Annotated in this window: 14 protein-coding genes; 5 read left to right on the top strand and 9 right to left on the bottom strand. The window is 39.4% G+C overall.

What is annotated here, in order from left to right; translation table 11 throughout:
• Positions 1-177: 177 nt before the first annotated feature.
• Positions 178-492, top strand: a complete 315-nt coding sequence (locus CDC33_RS25255; RefSeq protein ID WP_109011246.1) for a hypothetical protein — start codon at positions 178-180, stop codon at positions 490-492.
• Positions 493-619: 127 nt separating this feature from the next.
• On the opposite strand, the gene menB is transcribed toward CDC33_RS25255, so the two are convergent.
• Both menB and CDC33_RS25265 read right to left on the bottom strand, forming a co-directional pair.
• The gene (gene menB, locus CDC33_RS25260) at positions 620-1,453 is read right to left on the bottom strand and encodes a 1,4-dihydroxy-2-naphthoyl-CoA synthase (RefSeq protein ID WP_109011247.1); all 834 of its coding nucleotides are present in this window, start codon (positions 1,451-1,453) and stop codon (positions 620-622) included.
• Positions 1,454-1,896: 443 nt separating this feature from the next.
• Entirely contained in the window at positions 1,897-2,865 is a 969-nt protein-coding gene (locus CDC33_RS25265; RefSeq protein WP_109011248.1) for a terpene synthase family protein, read from the bottom strand.
• A gap of 863 nt (positions 2,866-3,728) precedes the next feature.
• Between CDC33_RS25265 and CDC33_RS25270 the strand changes: the two genes are divergently transcribed.
• The 3 genes from CDC33_RS25270 to CDC33_RS25280 are packed head-to-tail and all read left to right on the top strand — an operon-like array spanning position 3,729 to position 7,288.
• The gene (locus CDC33_RS25270; protein ID WP_109011249.1) at positions 3,729-5,048 is read left to right on the top strand and encodes a hybrid sensor histidine kinase/response regulator; all 1,320 of its coding nucleotides are present in this window, start codon (positions 3,729-3,731) and stop codon (positions 5,046-5,048) included.
• Between the two features lie 38 nt (positions 5,049-5,086).
• Entirely contained in the window at positions 5,087-6,238 is a 1,152-nt protein-coding gene (locus CDC33_RS25275; protein ID WP_109011250.1) for an FIST signal transduction protein, read from the top strand.
• A 6-nt stretch (positions 6,239-6,244) separates the two neighbouring features.
• Complete coding sequence (locus CDC33_RS25280) at positions 6,245-7,288, top strand: sensor histidine kinase (RefSeq protein WP_109011251.1); 1,044 nt, start codon at positions 6,245-6,247, stop codon at positions 7,286-7,288.
• A 558-nt stretch (positions 7,289-7,846) separates the two neighbouring features.
• On the opposite strand, the gene CDC33_RS25285 is transcribed toward CDC33_RS25280, so the two are convergent.
• Positions 7,847-9,451: an NAD(P)H-quinone oxidoreductase subunit N gene (locus tag CDC33_RS25285; RefSeq protein ID WP_109011252.1), complete on the bottom strand. Its 1,605-nt coding sequence runs from the start codon at positions 9,449-9,451 to the stop codon at positions 7,847-7,849.
• Between the two features lie 3 nt (positions 9,452-9,454).
• On the opposite strand from CDC33_RS25285, the gene CDC33_RS25290 reads away from it, so the two are divergent.
• Positions 9,455-9,679 carry a hypothetical protein gene (locus CDC33_RS25290; RefSeq protein WP_109011253.1) on the top strand — a complete coding sequence of 75 codons (225 nt, stop codon included), beginning with the start codon at positions 9,455-9,457 and terminating at the stop codon, positions 9,677-9,679.
• 112 nt (positions 9,680-9,791) lie between these two features.
• Here CDC33_RS25290 and CDC33_RS25295 read toward each other — a convergent pair whose 3' ends face one another.
• From CDC33_RS25295 to CDC33_RS25320, 6 genes are all read right to left on the bottom strand, one after another.
• Entirely contained in the window at positions 9,792-10,064 is a 273-nt protein-coding gene (locus CDC33_RS25295) for a hypothetical protein (protein ID WP_109011254.1), read from the bottom strand.
• 78 nt (positions 10,065-10,142) lie between these two features.
• Positions 10,143-11,204, bottom strand: coding sequence for a WD40 repeat domain-containing protein (locus CDC33_RS25300; protein WP_109011255.1), 1,062 nt, complete (start codon positions 11,202-11,204; stop codon positions 10,143-10,145).
• A gap of 86 nt (positions 11,205-11,290) precedes the next feature.
• Positions 11,291-12,262, bottom strand: coding sequence for a CobW family GTP-binding protein (locus CDC33_RS25305; RefSeq protein ID WP_109011256.1), 972 nt, complete (start codon positions 12,260-12,262; stop codon positions 11,291-11,293).
• A 448-nt stretch (positions 12,263-12,710) separates the two neighbouring features.
• Positions 12,711-13,625 carry an alpha/beta fold hydrolase gene (locus tag CDC33_RS25310; protein ID WP_109011257.1) on the bottom strand — a complete coding sequence of 305 codons (915 nt, stop codon included), beginning with the start codon at positions 13,623-13,625 and terminating at the stop codon, positions 12,711-12,713.
• Between the two features lie 101 nt (positions 13,626-13,726).
• Positions 13,727-14,167 (bottom strand): SufE family protein, encoded by a 441-nt coding sequence (locus CDC33_RS25315; RefSeq protein WP_109011258.1) that lies wholly within the window; start codon positions 14,165-14,167, stop codon positions 13,727-13,729.
• 731 nt (positions 14,168-14,898) lie between these two features.
• Entirely contained in the window at positions 14,899-15,405 is a 507-nt protein-coding gene (locus CDC33_RS25320) for an RNA recognition motif domain-containing protein (RefSeq protein WP_109011259.1), read from the bottom strand.
• Between the last annotated feature and the right edge of the window lie 151 nt (positions 15,406-15,556).

The raw sequence follows: 15,556 nt of genomic DNA on the forward strand, positions 1-15,556 counted from the left end.
TCTAGGAATTATTGAAAAATATAACAAGAATATAAAAATATCCTAAAGTTTATTTTTTCGTCGGGATCGCTGAAACCTATAGAAAATAATGGCTTTTTGGCATTTATCTGTCTTTATATATAGAAGCAAAATATAAAGATGAAATTCAGCCGGAAACGGCACTAAAGATGAATCCAAATGAAACCCATTAAATTTTTAGCATCTGCCTGTAAATATTGCCGTCATTACCAGCCAGAGGGTCGCCGTGGCGGAACGTGTCAGCAATTGGGAGCACCAGTTCAAGCAACTTGGAAGGCTTGCTCTTTGGCGCTTCCACCTTTTGCACCTTCTTGGGAAACCTTGGAGGATGCTTGGAGTTTGCCAGATGTAGCCCCAGTTTTAACATCTTCTCATTCTTTAGTCTCAGATTTAGACAATGCTGTTCTTGCCCCTATTGAGGAAATAGCTGCCTCTATATCTGAACAGCTAAAGACTAAAGCAGTCGTTATTTAGTCATCCATTATTACTGAACTAATTTTGTAGTTTGCTTAAGATAAGATTTTTTTTTAAGATTTTTAGTGCTGTAAACGTTGATATCTATAAAAATCGCACCTTGGTAGAGGGTGCGATTTTTGCAGTTTTAAGGTAACCAAGGAAAAGAGCGAAAATCTGGTGGACGCTTTTCAAGAAAGGCTTGTTTGCCCTCAGACCCTTCTTCTGTCATGTAGTAAAGTAGGGTGGCATTACCAGCAAGTTCTTGTAAACCAGCTTGTCCATCACAATCAGCGTTGAACGCAGCTTTGAGACACCGAATTGCGATCGGACTTTTTTCTAAAATCTCTTGTGCCCATTGAATACCTTCAGCTTCTAGTTGCTCGACTGGGACGACACAATTAATTAAGCCCATTTCTAGCGCTTGTTGTGCATCATATTGACGGCAGAGAAACCAAATTTCTCTAGCTTTTTTTTGTCCCACAACGCGGGCGAGATAGCTGGCTCCAAAACCACCGTCGAAACTGCCGACTTTCGGGCCAGTCTGTCCGAAAATAGCGTTATCGGCGGCAATGGTAAGGTCGCAAATTAAGTGTAGGACATGTCCACCACCGATCGCATATCCAGCTACTAAAGCAATCACCACTTTCGGCATGGAACGAATCAGGCGTTGTAAGTCCAATACATTCAAGCGAGGGATGCCAGTATCGTCCACATAACCCGCATGTCCCCGCACACTTTGATCGCCACCAGAACAGAAGGCATATTTTCCATCTGTATGTGGCCCATAGCCAGTAAATAAGACGACGCCAATAGTAGTATCTTCACGAGCATTACAGAAAGCATCATACAGTTCAAAGACTGTTTCAGGACGGAAAGCATTGCGTTTATGGGGACGGTTGATGGTGATTTTTGCAATACCATCAGTTTTTTGATACAGAATGTCTTCGTAGGTTTTGGCAGTTTGCCAGTTAATTTGCATTGTTATGGAGTGCGCTGTTGCTTCAAGAATTTTATCGCGGACGTAGGGACATGCGATACCTGCGGTGGGCTACGCCTACGCACTCCGTAAAATAATTATGGCTACGAATAAAGTTTCTCGAAGTGAAGAAGCATTTATAGACGCGCAAGTATATCAGAAGCGGTGGAAGAAGGAGTGCGATCGCTCCTCCTCCGAATGTTAAAACGACTATTTGGTGAAATTGCTGAGGAAAGTTAAAAGCATTAGCTGTATTTGATTTTTGAAAAAAATCAGTACCCTCCGAAAAGGCTTCTTGCCGACTCCCGACTCCCTGTCTACGCAAATAATTTCAAAAATCAAAGCGGACTGCTATAGATGCTTAAGCTGTTGAAATCTTTCTCCCTCAGACAAACCAAAGACGGTCATCTAACTCTCCTTTTTTATTTGTAAGCTATACTATTTAATTAATATTTAGCTAGCTCCAGCATTTCTACAGTTTTGTAGCGAGCAGTGAAGGAATACCAATCGAGGTTCCCACGTATCCAAGCATGAATTCCTAATATATATTTTGCCAATTCAGTATCTATTTCTTCTCCAAAAGATAGAATATTTGCTTCCAAATGTAACAACTTTTGTATTTCATTATCGTGCATTTTTGTAGCAAGCTTCATTGCTTCTTTTAAAGAAATTTTGTGTTGGCAATGTAATACAAATACTAAATTATGAACATGACCAGTTGCCAATTCTCTAGATAATGAAAAGATATCATTAGACCAGCCAAGAAGGTTATTTGTAATTTCATTAAGTTGTTTAAAAATATCCTGTTGTCGTAAAAAATCAGGAATTATCAACTGATTACAAAGTTCAATTAATGGCAAGGCAACATCTGCACCTGCGCTTAACCTACGCATTTCAATATAAGTGTCCATATCGGGTACAATTCCATCTACACGGTTATTTGCTTCCTCAAAACAACCGGATAAATATTTCTCAAAGCCGCAGATAAAATAATTTAACCATTTCAGGCTTGCTTTTTCAAGCATCCGTTCTCGTAAGTTACTTAAAGCACGACTAAGAGGTATATCGTGGCTTGTAACTTGTGCCCCTTTCAATATTTCTATAAATCTCTTGTGAAAAGCTTTTAGAGATTCAGGTTTTGTTTTCAAGTCTGATAGATCGCATTGATCATCCCAAATAAATAGCCAACTTAACCAGTCATTTGCTATCTTCAGCTCTTGAAAGTTGCAATAAGGATAGGTAGTAGCTGCCATCAAAAAGAATTTAGACTTGCAGAAACGCTGATAAGATGATTCATTTGCCAGAAGATTAAAACCAAGTACCCATTCAAGAGCATACTCTTCTAAAACATCAATATTTGTATTGATTTGCGATGAGAAAGGACAGAACAAATCGGCAGAAATTAATTTTTCCATAACCAATATAGTTATTAAAAATATCCAATATACATTTTTGGAAATAACTTCTTCGATACCAGTTTTGATGTATGCAGTTCAGAAATTATCTTTGCATCAAAATTCTGATAAAGAATATATAAATTTTCCAAGACTTAACTATTTATTGTTATTTCTTTTTCTAAAAAAGATATCCGAAATCATACTAAAATTAAATTTTAAAAAAATATTATTTACATAAGTAGGTGTTCAGGATAAATACAGATAACATGCTTACAGAGTCAGTAAGAGGTAAGTGGCAGGAATATTATTTCTATAAAAAATATACTACTTGTCTAAAACAACAAGAGTATTAATAACTAACTTCATAACGATCGCCTTTATAAAAAATATTGTTCAGTAGCAATATTAAATTCAATTAACACTACTTTTTTTAAAGGAAAAGGGTAATAATAACTAATTTCAAGCCAATCGCCTTCATGAAAGAGGATATTCATCTGTAGTCAAGATGAAGATTAACAGTGAACAGTGAACAGTGAACAGTAAACAGTTATCAGTGATCTATTTATCCCTGGGTTTAAGTCCCCCACAAAGAGGTGGAATGCGTTGGTGGCGGGTCTAAATCCCCCACCATACGCTTTCAGGACTGATAACTGATAACTGATAACTGATTTAATGACTCATGTTCATACTGTAGCGATCGCTCCTGCGGTCGCATAGAGTAATTTATTGTGAAAATGTTGCTGTTATCAGAGTTTTTGGGAACTATAGGATTATTAGGCTAAAGATTTGTCAGTCAGTCCGCCAATAAAGCAAAGGTGACTTAGCTGCGATCGCAGAGCCAATAGTGAATAAGTAACAAGGAGTTAAATTCAGTTAAATACATGAATTACAAGACAGATATAAAAACGTTTGATTTACCAGAAGATAGTTTCATTCTAGTGGTAGATGATACTACTACAAACTTAGAAATTGTCTTTAACATATTAACTAATGGAGGTTTTAACGTTACGACAGAAAATAATGGAGAAAATGCAATAAAGCAAGTTGAATATAATCCCCCTGATTTGATTTTATTAGATGTAGTGATGCCGGGTATAGATGGGTTTGAAACCTGCAAAAGACTGAAACAAAACTCATCTATTTGTGATATTCCAGTAATTTTTATGACGGCGGATTCTGATACTGACAGTAAGGTAAAAGGTCTAAATATAGGGGCAGTTGATTACATTACCAAGCCTTTTCATGAAGAAGAATTATTAGCTAGAATTAAAACCCATCTTAAATTACGAAATCTCACAAAAAATTTAGAAAAACGAGTTACAGAAAGGACAGCAGCCTTATCTAGGGCATTAAAAGACTTACAAGAGTCTCAACTTCAGCTTGTACAAACAGAAAAAATGTCTGCCCTTGGTGAATTAGTAGCAGGAGTTGCTCATGAAATTAATAATCCAGTTGGTTTTATTCATGGTAATCTTCAACATGCTTCAGCATATTTTCAAGACATGAGTAACATTATTAACCTTTATCAACAACATTATCCTAATCCTGTCCCAGAAATTAAAGAGGAAATTGCAGCAATAGATTTGAAGTATATGCTTGCCGATTTACCTAACTTAATTTCTTCTATGAAAGAGGGTGTTCAGCGCATTCGCGACATTAGTATCAGTCTGAGAAACTTTTCTCGAGCAGATAGCGATCGCAAAGTTTATTGCAACATTCATGATGGCATTGATAGCACAATCATGATTCTCAAACATCGCTTAAAAGCATCCGAGGATCATCCCGATATTCAGGTAATTAGAGATTATGATAACTTGCCAGAAATAGAATGCTTTGTCGGACAACTAAATCAGGTATTTATGAACTTATTAGCTAATGCTATTGATGCTTTAGAGGAGTCGAATGTAGGACGACCGTATGTTGAAATTGAAGCAAATCCCAATCAAGTTTTAATTCAGACTAGCCTCACTGAAAACAAAAAACATATTTTGATTCGGATTAAAGATAATGGCGTGGGAATGTCACCTGATGTCCAGCAAAAAATCTTTGATCATTTATTCACCACTAAACCTGTGGGTCAAGGCACAGGTTTAGGATTATCAATTGCTCGTCAAATTGTTGTCGAGAAACATGGAGGAACTCTGGAAGTAAATTCAGCACCAAGACAAGGTTCAGAGTTCATCATTAAGCTTCCTATCTGAAAATCATAGTACAAATAATTCTCCATATAGATAAATTTATGTTTAAAGCAGTAGTCGGTCACAGTAACGATCCAGATTCTCTATCAGCAGTTGAAGAAGTTATTCAGCAATGTATCACTTTTCTTGCAGGAGATATACCGAAAGCGGGGATTCTTTTTGCTGCAATTGACTTTGAGCATTCTCTAATTTTGCAGCAAATTCATCAGGCTTTTCCGGGGATTGAGTTGATTGGTGGGACAACAGATGGAGAAATTTCTTCAGTCTTAGAGTTTCAGCAGGACTCAATCACGTTAATGTTATTTTGCTCAGACGAAGTTGAAATTTATGCAGGAGTTGGACGCAAAGTTTCAGGTGATCCAATTACTGCAACTAAACAAGCTGTGGAGCAAGCCAAAGCCAAAAGTACCGCAGAGCCAAAGCTATGTTTAACTCATCCAGAGAGCCTCACAATTAGTGGTGTGTCTATATTGAATGGCTTAAAATTATCTCTTGGGCAACATGTGCCAATATTCGGTGGTTTGGCAGGCGATCAGTCAAGATATCAAAATACATATCAATTTTTTCAAACAGAAGTATTAAGTGATTCTGTACCAATTCTGATTTTTTCTGGCACAATATTGTTTTCCCACGCTGTTGCAAGTGGTTGGCATCCCATTGGTCAAACAAGTAAAGTAACTAAGGTGGATAAGAACATACTCTATGAAATAGATGGTAAGCCAGCTTTAGATTTTTATCATCATTATCTTGGTTTACTTCCTCCTTCAATGGAATATCCACTAGCAGTGTTTGATCAGAATGGAGAAAATTTTTATATAAGAGCACCTATTAGTTACAATCAAGAATCTGGTAGCATAACCTTTTTTGGAGATATTCCCGATCAAGCAGTTATTCAAATTTCAGAAGCAGCTTATGAAGATATTTTGGCAGCTTCCAAAGCATCATTCATGAATGCTTTAGATAATTATCAAGGTACAGAACCTAGTGCTGTTTTGTTCTTTTCATGTGTAGCTCGTCGGCAAATACTGGGTACGAGGGCACAAGAAGAGTATCAGAATACGAAAGTTCCTCTGACTGGCTATTTACCTGCCTGTGGATTTTATTCTTATGGAGAAATTGCTCCTATAGATCGAATTAGCCAAACGCAATTTCACAATGAAACTTTTGTAACTTTAATTTTGGGAAATCGGTAGAAGCTAATGGAAATTGTGGATTATCAAAAAGAGATTAAGGAACTAAAAAAAGCAAATAGAATTATCCAAAAGCAATTGGAGCGTTCTGAATCAGACCGGATAAAACTTGAAGATATAAATCAAAAAAAAGAATCTTTGCTTAGGACAGTAATTGAGGAGTTAAAGGAATATCAAAATAATCTAGAAGAAAGAAGCCAGGAACTAGAAATGATGCTTCTTAATCTTCAGATAATGCAGAATAAGATGTCTAGCTTGGGAAGTCTTGTTGCAGATGTAGCTCATGAAATTAACAACCCAGTTAGCTTTATAGCAGGTAATCTGACTCCGGCTCAAGAATATATTGAAAATTTATTACATCTGATAAACCTTTATCAGCAGACTTATCCCAAAGCATCTCAGGAAATTCAAAAAACAATCGAGTTGATTGACCTTGAATATATGCGTGAGGATTTGCCTAAACTAATTTCCTCGATGAAAGAAGGTACCGATCGTATTTGTAACATTAGCGATAGCTTGCGAATTTTCTCTAGAGCAGATACAGAACAAAAAGTTTTTTTTAACCTTCATGAAGGTATTGATAGCACTCTTATCATTCTCAAGCACCGTTTGAAAGCTAATAAGATTCGTCCTGATATTCAAGTAGTTAAAAACTATGGCGAGTTTCCTCCAATCAAATGTTTTCCAGGACAACTGAATCAAGTATTTATGAATTTATTGGCAAACGCTATTGATGCTTTAGAAGAGTCTAATTCTGGACTGAGTTTTGATACAATTAAGGCAAATCCCAATCAAATTACAATTCATACTAACCTAATTGAAGATACAAATCATGTATTGATTCGGATTCAAGATAATGGTGTAGGAATATCGGCTGATGTTCAACAAAAAATGTTTGACCATTTATTCACAACCAAACCTGTGGGAAAAGGGACAGGATTAGGATTATCAATCGCCTATCAAATAATTGTCCAAAAACATAGAGGAACTTTGAAAGTAAATTCTGTGTTACGAGAAGGTTCTGAATTTATAATCACTATTCCAATTCATTAAACTAGCAAATATATCAATTATTTAAGTTAATTTTAATAAATATAAGTGTTTATTTTGGTAGTAGTTCATAGTTACCAAATAATTTGTGAATTCGTAATTAATTACGGTTTCAGAAGAAAAAATTTTATGTATGTTGGAATGATTGCAACTAATAATCTGGGATATGCGAAAGTAGAATTGCAAGAAACCATAAATAAATATAATCATGATTTTTTAGTTATATTTTTTATATAAAGCCTGTTTTACTTCTGTTAGCGCAGTGGGGCGTAGCCCATTCTGACGCCTTGGCGGAGCGTCTCCCAATACGGTTCGGATAAGCATTTTTCACTTTCCTTGTGGTCTGGGGAAAGGGTAAGGGGTAAAGGGTAAAGGATGTATTGAAAACCAATACCTTTTCCCTTTGCCCTTTAACCGAACCGTATTGGAGCGTCTCCGGCTTTGCTCCTGAATTCTGCTGTAAGTTATAAATTTTATTTTTTATTAAAAAATATTAGAAACGCCTGTCTGCTAATGAGCAAACAGGCGTCTATTCAAGTAAAAAGTTTGCTTGAGACTCGGTTAAATCTTAGCGGTAGAATCAACTGAAGGTTGAGACTGGCTAACCGAATCCAACTTTGGTAAAAGCAGGGGATTTTCTGCTTTTACATTAGTGTTGATTGTTGCTTGCAAAATTGGAGTATTGGAGATGGAATTGTTCGCCAATGTAAACAGTGGATTTGACAAAATCCCTGCTATGGAAGTGGCAATTAATGTTACCACCAACCCGACCTGCAAAGGTCTTAACCCAGGCAAATCCCAACGCACTTGTGGATAATTCTTCACCGAGTCGGACATTTCATGGGGTTCTTTGACTACCATCATCTTGACTACACGAATGTAGTAGTAGATGGAGACGACGGTGGTAACTAAGCCCAGCAAGACTAACCAATAAAGACCTGCTTGCCAACCAGCCCAGAATAAGTAAATCTTGCCGAAAAACCCAGCCAATGGTGGAATACCACCCAAGGAAAGCAGAGAGATACTCAATCCCAGTGTTAAAAGTGGGTCTTTTTGATATAAACCAGAGTATTCGGCAATCTGGTCGGTTCCCGTCCGCAGTGAGAATAGGATGATGCAGGTAAAGCCGCACAGGTTCATGAATAGGTAAACCAGTAGGTAGAATATCATACTGGCATAGCCCGCTTGTGTACCAGCAATCAAGCCAATCATCACAAACCCAGCTTGGGCAATGGATGAATAAGCTAGCATCCGTTTCATACTGGTTTGGGCTAGGGCGACTACGTTACCCAAGATCATACTCAAAACGGCCAGAGCAGTGAAGACAAACCTCCACTCCTCAGCAACTAAGGGGAAGGCTGTTGTCAGCAAGCGGATGGCTAGGGCAAACCCAGCTGCTTTGGAACCGACAGATAAAAAGGCGATGACTGGGGTGGGAGCGCCTTCGTAAACGTCTGGTGTCCACTGGTGGAAGGGTGCTGCGGAGATCTTGAAGCCAATACCTGCGATCGCAAAAACCAGCGCAATCACTAAACCTAAAGATTGACCGATTTTAGCTGTGGCAATGCCATTAGCGATCGCACTTAGTTCAGTTTGTCCTCCAGATAGTCCATACAGCAGTGATACTCCGTACAAAAATACTGCCGTGCTGGAAGCTCCAATTAACAAGTATTTCAGCGCCGCTTCATTGGAGCGGGGGTCACGCTTGGTATAACCTGTTAACAGATAAGAGGAAATACTCAGGGTTTCTAGGGAGATGAAAATCATCACCAACTCACTAGCCCCGGATAAAAACATCCCTCCCAAAGTAGCACTCAGCAAAATAGCAAGAAACTCTGCTAAAGCGGTGCCGCTCTGCTCAACGTAGCGAATTGACATCAGTATAGTGGCGATCGCAGACAAGGCAATAATACCGCGAAAGACGATACTCAGGTCATCACTGTTAAAGCTACCGGTAAAACCGATGGGATTAGGAGAGTCCCATTGAAAATATAGGGCGACAATCGAAGCAAACAAACCTGCGATCGCTAGATATGCAATCCAGCGTGCGGATGTACGCCCCAAAATCAAATCAACAATCAAAACCCCCAAGAGGGTGAGAATAACAATCCCCTCTGGCAAAATCGTTCCAGCGTTTAGCTGGGATGCAATATTAGCAAAATCCATGAGATGTATAGGTTTTGGGGATTAGACATTAAGGCTAACTCTGTTCACTCTAGCAAGTTTTCTAATCCCCAGACTAGCTCTTTTAACAAGAGCTTAACAGCTTGGGTGCAGATGGCGGTTGCACCAATTTCAGGGGCTTACCAGCAGCTTTCTCAGTATCTAGGAATTTACCTAACAGCTTTCTTACCTTGTTTTTCAGGCGTGACCTTTAGCGAAGATCATAAATAATTATGCCGCAATGAGTGTATGCCGTAGGCGATCGCTACAGACAAAAAGCTCATAAAATTAATAAGGGCACAGCAATGCTGTGCTCCTACAATATTCATAATTCCTAAGTTTATTAAAAACCTACTGATGGCAGCTTGCCTTGTAGCGACTGAAATTTAGCTTGAACACAGTTGGCACAATTGCAACCAAGCTGATCAGTAATCGGATTCGATGTTTGAGTCAACTTTGGTGTTGCCAGATCAGGAATTTGTTGTCTAGATACTACCGTCATAATTTGGGTAGGATAAGCAGATTTCAGACTGGATGCGTGTGCTGGATTGACTACCAGCAGCATGGATACCAGAAATGCGGGACAGGCAAGTAGAATCAGTTTGACTATGTTCATAATTCACACAAAGAGACCTTTGCTGATACAGCATAGCTAATAACTTGATCACTTTCAACTTTAATTACTGAGTATTGCTTAACTGCGCCCAAATCCTTGACCCCGCAAAACCTTTGACCATACAACTAATTCGCCCTGTTCACCGCCTGCGGCCAGTAACTTCCCTTGGGGATGCCAAGCTAGGGTGGAAAATCCTCCTGAGACACCTGTGATAATTTGGGATACTTCTTTGGCTTTATTCCACAAACACAACCAGCCATCAGCAGCAGCAGAAGCGAGAAGGAAGCTTTTGGGTGCAAAGGCGATCGCATTGATCACACCCACATGATTAGTTAATACTCGCGCTTCCCAGCCTAAAGAATCATCCTCTAGCTTTTCCCACACCACAATACCTTCAACGCTAGAAGATGCCAGTATTGGCGCACCCAGTTTCGTGGTAGCTTCTGACCATGCCAATTGGCGAATTTTACCAGGGAAGCCACGCATTACCCAAGGATCAGGGTTGTTCCATTCTAAAACGGTGACACTACGATCCATGTTGCCAGAAGCCAGGAATTTTCCATCAGGCGACCAAGCCATCGCTAAACTGACAGTAGTCATATCTAAGCTGTATGGTTCTTCATCCCAGTTTTGACTATGCCAAATCTTCACTCCCTTATAACCACTAATGGCTAAGTATTGTCCGTCAATGCGCCAATCTATACCCAATACTGAAGAGTTATCGAAATTCAGCGTTACGACAATTTCACGAGTATCTGCATCCCAAACTTGGACGTAACGCCCCAAACTAAAAGCTAATTGGTTACTGGTGTAATTCCAAGCTAGCTTGTCAACCCATGCGGGGGCATTTTCCAAGGTGGCGATTAATTCAGTATCGCGCCAAATTTTCACCTGTCCATCTTGTCCACCAACGGCTAAAAATTTTCCATCTGGTGAAAAAGCTAGACAGTCTATTGATTTACCATTACCAGTTTGTAAGCTTGTGAGTTCGCCATCATTCCACAAAACTACTTCACCGGCGGCAGAAGTTGCTGCTAAAGTTTTACCTTGTGGCGACCAAGCGATCGCAGTTACATAATCTGAAAGCGTCCCCGAATAGTGTTGTTCAAATTCCTTAGATTTGCTGGTTGTGGAGTTCATAATTTTCTATAGAAGTGAGGAGTTAGAAGTTAGAAGTTAGGAATTTTTAACTCATCACTCATAACTCCTAACTCCTAACTTTTTATTTACGCTAGACAAGCGAGAAAATCTTGCTTGAGTTGGGCTGCATCAAGGTTGCGGCCGATGAACACTAGTTCGTTTTTGGGGGTTTCGCTTGGTTTCCAGGGGCGATCGGGTTTGCCATCAAATATCATGTGGACGCCTTGGAATACAAATCGATCATCTTCTCCAGCAATATTTAAAATGCCTTTCATGCGAAAGATATCTGGGCCTTGGGTACGCAGTAATTCTGAAAGCCAAGCGTTTAATTTTTCTCCATCAACTGCACCTGTTTCTACTAAAGCCACAGAAAAGACGCTTTCATCGTGTACGTGAGCATCTTCGCCTAAGAAATCTGGATCAATTTCTAATGCACGATCTAAATCAAAGGCTTTTACACCTAATAAAGCATCCATCCCTAATTCAGAATTTTGGGTACGGTAGATTTTTGCGATCGCATTCATCGCCCGAATCCGTTTTTCTAATTCATCCAACTCTTCTGGCGCTACCAAATCTGTTTTATTAAGTAAAATTACATCAGCAAAGGCAATCTGTTCTTGGGCTTCGTCTGCATCCCAATGCTGCCAAATATGCTTGGCATCTACCACTGTCACCACCGCATCTAGAGACATTTGGCTTTGCAAATCTTCATCAACAAAAAATGTCTGAATTACTGGTGCTGGATCGGCTAATCCAGTCGTTTCAATTACTAAATGGTCAAATTTATCGCGCCGCTTCATCAAATTGCCAATGATGCGAATTAAATCGCCGCGCACTGTACAACAGATACAGCCATTATTCATTTCAAATATTTCTTCATCTGCATCGATAATCAATTGATTATCAATACCCACTTCCCCAAATTCATTGACAATCACAGCAACTTTTTTGCCATGTTCGTAGGTGAGGATGTGATTTAGTAGAGTCGTTTTACCTGCTCCCAAATAGCCTGTAAGAACAGTAACGGGAACTGAATTATTGATTACGTCAGCCACCATACTCTAAATTCCTCTTGTCTCACCTTATGGATAATCATTTTCGCCCATGATAAATCTTTTTCTATTTTTGTGCGAACTTGCTGTTATTTTGGGTTTCAGCAAAATAATCACATAATTTAATCAAAAAACATTTTTTTAACGAACCACAGAGGCGCAGAGAGCGCAGAGAGAAAAAGTGCGAGAACTGCATTTGCTTCTCTCTGTGTCCTCTGCGCCTCTGCGGTTTAAAAGAATTTATTGACCAATATTTTTACCCATCTTGAAAGGACTAGTTCTATACCCGCATTTCTCACAAGCTTGAAATGCAGAGTTGCAGAAGAGCAGGGGAGAATTCAACGTGCCAAGTTCAATCCCCTCTGCCCCTCTGCTCCCCTGCACAAGGTTTTGAGAGATATGGTGAGAAATCAGGGTATAGAACTAGCCTCGTACCAAGGTGCAATGTAAAGATTTAATTTTCTGAAGAGAACAAAAAATCTTGAACTACTTCTGAAACAACTCCTGGGTATTCTTCATGCAGTCCAAGAGAACCAGGAATGAAAACGCTTCTCACTCCTGGTAAGGCTACCAAAGCGTTCATTTCTTCTCGTGATTTAGGGGGGCTGGATTCCCCAATTACTACCATGAGCGGTACAGTTAAAGACTGCACAAGTCCCAGAAAATCAGATTGTTCGTGTACAGCATCAAGATTACCAGTTACAAAGGCAGCAGATGCAAATCGCGCTCCTGGTTGTTGAGTTGTTTGCCATTTCTTCTCGATGAAAGTGGGTGTAATTTTAGCCGCGTCGGTAAAGACATGACGGCGATACATCAAACTTAAGAAGGATGGGGTAGTGTTGAGTTTGTAGAGAGCTTGACCAAATATAGGCGATCGCACCAATTCTCTCACCATACCAGCTATTTGCTGACTTGCCCCCATTGTCGGCAAAGGCCCACGCCAAGTAGGAGCTAACAACAAAATTCGTAAGAAAGTAGCCGGTTTTTTGACAGCTAATTGTAAAACGTAACTAGTAGCATGACCGGCCGCCACCACAGTAATGGGAATATTAAAAATAGCTTTGACGAAATCTTCCAGAAATTGCTGATATATTTCCGGTCGGTAATTCAAACTAGGGCGAGAAGATTCACCAAATCCAGGCCAGTCTATGGCTACAACTTGAAAATTGGGAGCTAGTAACTTAGCAAGTTCGCCCATTTCCAAACGCGTCGAAACACTGCTGAAAGATGGTAGCAGCAATAACGGTGAACCTTTACCAAGGGTTTCATAAACAACGCGTAATTGCTGATTTTCCCAATTCCAGAGATATTCTTGAACCACTCCACCAAAACCAGTGGCAGCAGAGGTAGATAATAAATTTGTTGACATAAGACCAAATTTTGGTAACTATACGTTATTTGCCCTTTGTCAGTTGTCATTTGTTCTTTGCAAATGACTAATGACAAATGACTAATGACCAATAACCAAGTTTAGCTAGGCAAATCTAACTTACATTCCAATGCTTTCTTTTGCATGGTTTTAAAAATATTGTAAAACCCATTAGCGCGGGAAGGTGTCAGGCTAACATTTAAACCTGTTTCTTGAATAAAATCTGGAGTAAGCTGGACAATCTCACTTGGTGTTAGTCCATGTAATCCTTCAACCAGAAGCCCGACTAATCCCTTGGTTAACTGAGAATCGGAATCGCCCTGAAACACAACCTTACCGTCATCTAAGGCTGCTGTGATATAAACTTGAGACACGCAACCAGGAACTTTATTTTCAGGTAATTTATCAGCTTCTGGGAACTCATTGAGCTTCTGAGCATACCAGATTAGCTGTTCGTAGCGTCGCTTCGGTTCGGAAGCGCGTTGAAAGCGCTGGACAATTTTAGCGAGCGCAGGTGGCAAAGAATCTAGAGTTGAGGACATAACAGAAGCTGCAAATGATCGGTATCACTTTGAGTGTAGATTATCTTTAGAGCGATGCCTACGGCGGGCTACGCCTACGCGCCGACCGTTCACCTTGGCATCTCAGCTAGCTATAACCTGTCAAATCTAGATAATTACTGCGTAGGCGCAGCCTGCCGTAGGCTTCGCATTCATTTTCAGTCAGCTTTTTCAATCTGCCTAATCACAAAAACTTAATTTTTTTATAAACAAGTTTTAACAGCAACTCTATGGAAGTGACTATTGTATCACTATAAGTTTACTGTAGGAATCCAGTTTGATTTCTGAAAATATGCGTAGGATGTGTTAGCGACAGCGTAACGCATCAAACCTATGATAATAGTGCGTTACGAACTCCGTTCTAACACACTCTACAATACCTAATTTTGTTCAAAAATCAAATAGTAATCCTATACTATTACGTAAGTATATAGAATGCGCGAAATTTATGTATAGCTTGATTTTACTATGGGATGCCTATAAAGATCCGCGCCTACACAGTCACATTAGCTGAAATTAGCTTTTAACTAAGCAGCTAGTACCGTAAGGCGGAAGTCAAAAGTCAAAAGTATTATGGAATCAGCTTTTTAGGGATTTTGAATGGTTGCTCTATATTCCGCCGTGGCGTACTAGAGAATAATCAATAAATAATTAAAAATTAAAAATCAAAAAAAAATTCTGATTTTTAATTTTTAATTTCTCTCCCTTAAGGATTAATTCGTAGTTTGTGCAGCTAGCATCTGCTTTAGCTTTTCTAATTCCGAAGCCCAACGAGGATCTGGACGAATAGCGTCTGAATCGGTGGTTGTGGTGTTGTTTTCACGAGAACCGCCGCCGCTACTACCGCCACGACGAGGCTTCTTAGAGCTTTTCTCGCGGCGGCTACCTTCTCTATTAGGGCTAGGAGTGGGGGTACTACTAGCAGCAGTAACTGGTTTTGGAGGTTGCTCCTCGCCCTCATCACCTTTTGTCCGAGGTAATGCCTTCTCTAGCTTAATCGGAGTATCTTTGAACATCTGACCATTATATTTTTCAATAATTTCGTCAGCTTGCTCGTCGTTGTTAACTGTAAGAAAACCGAAACCACGGCATTTGCCAGTTTTACGGTCTTTAATTAATTTAGTAGTTACAGCATCACCTTCTGCTGCAAAAACTGCTTGCAGATCCTGACGATCTATTTCTTCTTTAGGCAAATTACCTATATATAGGCGAATGGACATGAACTATACCTCCAGAGTTAAATGAACATGGCAAGGCAAGAAAACAATCACTTGGCTTTGGCTTTTAATTAAATAGATGCTATTGACCAAGACTGCCATCAACCAATTTTTTTGATCGGAACTGTCAACCTATACAACAATACAGTTTTTC

Source organism: Nostoc commune NIES-4072 (genome assembly GCF_003113895.1).
GTDB lineage: Bacteria > Cyanobacteriota > Cyanobacteriia > Cyanobacteriales > Nostocaceae > Nostoc > Nostoc commune.